The organism is Tumebacillus permanentifrigoris, assembly GCF_003148565.1.
GTDB classification, from domain to species: Bacteria; Bacillota; Bacilli; order Tumebacillales; family Tumebacillaceae; genus Tumebacillus; species Tumebacillus permanentifrigoris.
Genome location: NZ_QGGL01000020.1, coordinates 68,964 through 75,109, shown reverse-complemented (window position 1 = coordinate 75,109; position 6,146 = coordinate 68,964). Strand labels below are relative to the sequence as shown.

The window sequence follows — 6,146 nt, the reverse complement described above, 5'->3', positions numbered from 1 at the left end:
AAGAGATCATCCGGTATTAGCACTCGTTTCCAAGCGTTATCCCAGTCTGCCAGGCAGGTTACCCACGTGTTACTCACCCGTCCGCCGCTGACATCGATGGAGCAAGCTCCACATCAGTCCGCTCGACTTGCATGTATTAGGCACGCCGCCAGCGTTCGTCCTGAGCCAGGATCAAACTCTCAATTAAAGTTTGATTCAAGGCTCGAATCGATTCTCATCTATCACTCGTTTAGTTTTCAAGGATCAATCGCGTTGCTCACAGGCAACGTTTGTTACTTTACCATCTCATTCAAACAAAGTCAACTTCTTTTCCATCACCGTGTCGCTCGTGGTGACAGGGACTATCTTAGCATGTCCGAGCGCCAAACTTCCACCCACACCCTCGAACAAATCGACACAACAGAGCGAATCAGTCCACCCAGATTGCGCATCAGCTCCGCCATCCGCGGTATTGCACCCAATGTTCGACGTGCCAACGCGATCACACAACGAGCAAGCTACGCAAGACAACCTCACCGCTCCACATCAGACTAATGTCTATTAGGTGCACACAACGCGCTTGCGATGCATGTACTAGTACGGAGTGTATGCAACAAGGAGGGACGAACGTGTCCGACTATCTCGCAACGGCTACCAAGTGGATCGTGGCCTTCCTCATCATCTTCCTCCTCCTGATGCTCCTCCTCTTCACCTTCTTCTTCAAGAAAAAAAACGAAGCAACTCCCACGACTCCCCGCACCTACAGCTACAGGTAAGGCCACAGCAAAAATCCCCGCGCTCTGAGGAAGAGGCGGGGATCTTTTTATTACGTGGTTTTGAGTTTGTGGATCTCGTCTTGGAGTTCGGTCGCCATCTTCCCAAGCAATTGGGTAGCTGCGGTGAACTCCTCCATCATCGCCGTCTGTTCCTGCGAGGAGGACGCGACATCCTGCGTATGCTCTGCTGCAATGTTCGACAGCTCCGTGATTTCGTGCATCGCATCTTGCATCGAGTGCGTGCTTGCTGCGATCTCTTCAACAGCTGCCGCGATCTCTTGCGATTGGTGGGAAACCACTTCGACATCGCGCACGATGCGGAAGAACGAATCGCCGGTGTCGTGTACCAATTGGATACCGGTTTGTACAACTTCGGTGCCTTGGGTCATCTTGTAGATCGCCGCTTGGATTTCCACTTGGATCTGGCTGACCAAGTTGGCGATCTGTGCAGCTGCTTGTCCGGATTGCTCCGCCAGCTTGCGCACTTCGTCCGCGACTACTGCAAATCCGCGTCCGTGCTCACCTGCACGAGCTGCCTCGATCGCTGCGTTCAGCGAGAGCAGGTTGGTTTGTGCCGCGATCGTGGTGATCATCTCAACGATCTGACCGATCTCATCCGACTTGCTGCCAAGCATCGAGACAGCCTCAGCGGACGAACCGATCGTCTCTTGAATTTGTTCCATCTGAACGAGTGCGCGTTGGACAACTTCATGGCTGTCGGTTGCCGTGTGCGCTGCATGTGCAGCTGCATCTGCCATGCCCGTAACTCGAGTTGCGATCAACTCCATGCCTGTGGAGATCTCCGAAACGGTGTTCGTGGTGTGGGTGGCGTGACGAGCTTGTTCCTCGGTGCCAGATGCCACTTCCACGGCCGAGCGGGAGATCTGCTCAGCAGCGGTGGTCGTCTGCTCAGCGCTGGCCGCCAGTTCCTCTGCCGTCGAGGCGACTTGAGAGGCGCTAAAGGCCATTTTGCCAACCATTTCACGCAGGTTGGTGACCGTTTGGTTCAGGTGGATTGCCATCACACCAAATTCGTCCTCGCTTTGAACCAGCAAGGTTTGCGTGAGATCCCCTGATGATAGCGCTTCCGAAAGACGGTTGACGCGAAGCAGGTTGTTTTTGATCGAACGGCTGAAGAAGTAGATCAGGACAGATGCGATCACGATCGCAATCCCGATGATCGGAATCAATTGGTACAACAGATCGTTGACCGCAGAGTAAAGTTCCGCATCCGGCAGTACCAGTGCTACTTTCCATCCAGTAGAAGGCAACGTGCGGTACACGAGATGGAAGGTTTCGTCTCCGTCAGCGAATGATTTTTCGCCGTTGGTACCTTTGATCATCTCAGTGCCCAAAGCTGCGTAATCCGCAGTATCTTCTGTTATTTTCTTCTTCATAATTTTTTCGGGGTCTTTATCTACGAGATAAGTGCCTTCGCTATCAATCAAAAACGCTCGGCCAGTATTACCAACTTTGATGTCTTGTACGAGTTTCTGCAACTGAGTGAGCGTAAGGTCACCACTTACGTTCCCCATGAACTTTTTGTTGGCATCGTAGAAAGGTGCGGTTGCCGTGACCATCGTCACGTTCTGAACAGTGTCAAGGTACGGGACAGACCATTCGACCGATTTGGTCGTCGACTTGCCCTTTTGGTACCAGTCTTGTTTCTCGCCCGAGTAGTCAAAGTCGGGGCTGTCGTACTCGTTGGTCCAGGTGATGTCATTTTTGGCTTTGTCGCGGAACGCATAGTTCGAGAAATACTTCAGGTCTTTTTGGAAGGCAAAATTGTCAAACCAGACCCCCATGCCAAACGTGTCGTCGTTTGCACGGACCGCATTGCGTACGAGTGTGACGTACTGATCCTTTTTCAGGGTCATCCCCACCGACTCTACGTCGCGGGCCAGCGCTTCCGTGATCTTGGCATGCTGTTCCAACCGAATCTCGAGGTCGTTCGACGCGGAGGCTACTTGCTGTCGAAGCTTGTCCTCGACTTCAGCTTGGATGATCGTCTTGGAGTATTGGTAGCTGAACCCAGCTGATCCAGCCAAGACCAGGAGAAGAAGCGGCAAGAATGTTGCGATTAACCGATAGTTGACAGATTTAAAACGGAACAGTTTCATCGTTTCGTCCCCCTCGAGTTACTTACCTACATTATAGCAAATGCTGTAATAAAATACTATTATTATTACACACAGTGCAAAATTACTTCTCTTAAAGATCAGAACAAATCTAATCAAAGAGCACCCTGTGTCTGCACAGGGTGCTCTTTATGTACTTACTTTCCTCTTTAATCGCTGCCCAACTCAACTTCGAGATTGTCGTTGACGAGTACCGTCTCGTTGCACTCAGGGCACAGGACTTCAACAATTTCATCGCTATCGAGCACATCTTCGTCGACAAATACCATCTCGCCGCAGTTCGGACAGCTCATCTCCATGTATTCGATCGCGGTGTCGCCCTCGTCGTCAAACGCCAATTCGAGGTCTTCATCGTACTCGTCATCGTCCAAGTCAAAATCGTCGAGGTCGATCTCCTCATCATACTCGTTGTAGATGTCATCTTCGAGATCTGTGAGGTCATCGTCAACCGCTTCGATGTACTCTTCCAGGTGCGATTGGGACATCTTCAACTTGTCGAGAGATCTCGACATCTCTTGAAGCACTCCCATCATCTCCACGAGCACGCGCCCTTCCGGCGAGTTCTGTCCAACGTTCAGCCCTTCGGCTAAACCTCGTAAATATGCCAAGCGCTCTTTTACACCTTTCATCGTACATTCCTCCTGTCTAGGCCGAATCAACACAAATGACAGTGTGACCCAGCAGGAGGATTTTTATCCGCGCACACCCCAGAGAATCAGGCCAACTCCACCCATCACGACGATCATCCGCCAAAATTCCAATTTGTCAGCCATCCCGATCAATCCCAGTGTCGTCACCAAGATCAGCACAGTTGGCCCGACCAGTGCGAGACCCGCGTTGATCATCACAGCTTTTTGCACGGTCCCGAAGTAGATCATCAACAGCGCAGCCGAGACTTCAATCAAACCGGATAGAAACCTCAGCCCAGCCATCCCATTTACAATATTGTCCTTCCACATCTGCTTTTTCTCCCCCTTGTCCGCGGTTGTCCTACAGATAGATATGCGGCCTGACCAAGAGGAATGTCCATACGCGTACAAAAAACCCCGCAGGCAGTAGCCGCGGGGTTTGGATACGTATGATGTTATGCGCGGGAAACGTAGTTGCCAGAACGGGTGTCGATGATCAGCTTTTCACCTTGTTCGATGAACAGCGGAACGTGTACGACTGCGCCGGTTTCCATCGTCGCGTTTTTGGAGCCACCTTGTGCGGTGTCGCCTTTGATGCCCGGTTCGGTTTCTGCGACGGTCAGCACAACGGTGTTCGGCAGTTCAACGCCGATCGCTTGCTCTTCGTAGATCATGACTTGGCATTCCATGTTTTCGAGCAGGTATTTCACTTCGTCTTCGAGCATCGAAGCCGGAACTTGAAGCTGCTCGAAGGACTCGTTGTCCATGAAGGTGTAGTATTCGCCATCGGTGTAGAGGTATTGCATCTTGCGGGTTTCTACGCGTGCGCGTTCCATTTTCTCGCCTGCGCGGAACGTGGTCTCACGGACTGCGCCGGTACGGATGTTTTTCAGCTTCGCGCGGACGAATGCTGCGCCTTTGCCCGGTTTCACGTGCAGGAATTCAAGGACGCGCCAGAGGCCGCCATCCCACTCGATTGTTACGCCCGGACGAAGATCATTGGAAGAGATACTCATTTTGAAAAATGCCTCCTATATGGTTCAAAAAGTAGGTTCAAAAAAGGATTATTGCTCGAGGATCAACAGTTGTTTGGTGGATTTGGTCAGCACTTCGTTGCCCTTGTCGGTGATGACGATATCATCCTCGATTCGCACACCGCCGAACTCTGGCAGGTAGATGCCCGGCTCGACCGTTACGACCATGCCCGGTTCCAACACGTGATCGCCGCGCAGTTGTGACAGCGACGGCGCTTCGTGGACGAGCATGCCTAGCCCGTGGCCAAGCGAATGACCGAAGTTGTCACCATACCCCTTGGCTGCGATGATGTCCCGCGCCAGTGCATCCGCTTCTCGACCGGTCATGCCAGCCTTGATGTGGGCGACGGCGTGGAGTTGTGCCTGAAGTACGGTGTCGTAGATCTCGCGTTGCTTGTCCGACGGTTGGCCCAACACGACGGTGCGGGTCAGGTCGGAATTATACCCTTGATAGTATGCGCCAAAATCCATTTTTACAAAATCGCCCTTCTCGATCACTTTGTCGCTCGCACGTCCATGCGGCAACGCAGAACGATGACCAGAAGCTACGATGATGTCAAATGCGGAAGAGTCTGCGCCGGCTTTGCGCATGAAGGTTTCCAACTCCAGCGCCACCTCACGCTCGGTCAGGCCCGGTTTGAGTACGGTCAGGATGTGCGCAAATGCATCGTCCGCAATTTTCGCAGCTTGGCGGAGTACGGCCAGTTCGCTTTCATCCTTGTAGAGACGGAGCTCCTCCACCAAGCCAGCCGCTGGAACCAGCTCAACGTCTGTGAAGGCTTGCTGGAAGGTCTGGTGCTGCGCGTAGGTCACAAAGTCGCTTTCGAATCCAAGGCGCTTCGCGGCATTCGCTTGCAACAGCTCGAACAGGGTGCTGTTCGGGTTTGCACCGTTCGGGTATTCTACGATGCGGCAGTGCTTGCATTGCGCCTCTGCCTGTTGGGTGTAGCGGAAGTCGGTGAGAAACACCGGTTCGTCCTGGGTCACAAGCAACACACCCGCCGAGCCGGTGAAGCCGCTGAGGTAGCGACGGTTTTCCGGACGCAACACGAGCACCGCGTCAAGTCCTTGCTTGTCCATTGCCGCACGCAAACGAGTCAGTCGTTGTTCCACGCTTACTTCCTCCCTGTATCTTCGGTTAGCAGACCTCTCTTGGCTAAGTCCTCCAACAAGGCGTGGAAGGCCAAGGTATACCCGATCGCTCCAAGTCCAGAGATTTGACCCATGCAGACTGGCGCAAGCATCGAGCGATGCCGGAATTCTTCGCGCGCGTGGACGTTGGAGAGGTGAACTTCGATCGTCGGGATGGAGATTGCAGCGATGCAGTCGCGCAAGGCTACACTGGTATGGGTATACCCTCCTGGATTGAAGATCACGCCGTCAGTGTTGCCCCTCGCAGCTTGGAGTCGGTCGATGAGGAATCCTTCGTGGTTAGACTGGTAGCAGTCGATCTCCACGCCGAACTCCTGAGCGAGTGCGGTGAGGTCGCGGTTGATCTGCTCAAGCGTCGTCCGTCCGTATATGTCCGGTTCGCGGGTGCCGAGCAGGTTCAGGTTGGGACCGTGCAAGACAAGTAGTTTCGCCATAGGG

Annotated in this window: 7 protein-coding genes and 1 rRNA gene; 1 reads left to right on the top strand and 7 read right to left on the bottom strand. The window is 53.2% G+C overall.

Features of this window, described 5'->3' with window-relative positions:
• Positions 1-187: ribosomal RNA gene (locus C7459_RS19340) — 16S ribosomal RNA — on the bottom strand; the annotation flags it as partial.
• A gap of 421 nt (positions 188-608) precedes the next feature.
• Here C7459_RS19340 and C7459_RS23510 point away from each other — a divergent pair.
• Entirely contained in the window at positions 609-755 is a 147-nt protein-coding gene (locus C7459_RS23510; RefSeq protein WP_170119562.1) for an LPXTG cell wall anchor domain-containing protein, read from the top strand.
• Positions 756-805: 50 nt separating this feature from the next.
• On the opposite strand, the gene C7459_RS19335 is transcribed toward C7459_RS23510, so the two are convergent.
• From C7459_RS19335 to aroQ, 6 genes are all read right to left on the bottom strand, one after another.
• Positions 806-2,875: a methyl-accepting chemotaxis protein gene (locus tag C7459_RS19335; protein ID WP_109690926.1), complete on the bottom strand. Its 2,070-nt coding sequence runs from the start codon at positions 2,873-2,875 to the stop codon at positions 806-808.
• A gap of 167 nt (positions 2,876-3,042) precedes the next feature.
• Complete coding sequence (locus tag C7459_RS19330) at positions 3,043-3,522, bottom strand: CD1247 N-terminal domain-containing protein (RefSeq protein WP_109690925.1); 480 nt, start codon at positions 3,520-3,522, stop codon at positions 3,043-3,045.
• Positions 3,523-3,585: 63 nt separating this feature from the next.
• Positions 3,586-3,852 (bottom strand): YqhV family protein, encoded by a 267-nt coding sequence (locus C7459_RS19325; RefSeq protein WP_109690924.1) that lies wholly within the window; start codon positions 3,850-3,852, stop codon positions 3,586-3,588.
• 125 nt (positions 3,853-3,977) lie between these two features.
• Positions 3,978-4,538 carry an elongation factor P gene (efp, locus tag C7459_RS19320; protein ID WP_109690923.1) on the bottom strand — a complete coding sequence of 187 codons (561 nt, stop codon included), beginning with the start codon at positions 4,536-4,538 and terminating at the stop codon, positions 3,978-3,980.
• A gap of 48 nt (positions 4,539-4,586) precedes the next feature.
• Entirely contained in the window at positions 4,587-5,669 is a 1,083-nt protein-coding gene (locus tag C7459_RS19315; protein WP_109690922.1) for a M24 family metallopeptidase, read from the bottom strand.
• A gap of 2 nt (positions 5,670-5,671) precedes the next feature.
• Positions 5,672-6,142, bottom strand: a complete 471-nt coding sequence (gene aroQ / locus C7459_RS19310; protein ID WP_109690921.1) for a type II 3-dehydroquinate dehydratase — start codon at positions 6,140-6,142, stop codon at positions 5,672-5,674.
• Positions 6,143-6,146: the final 4 nt, after the last annotated feature.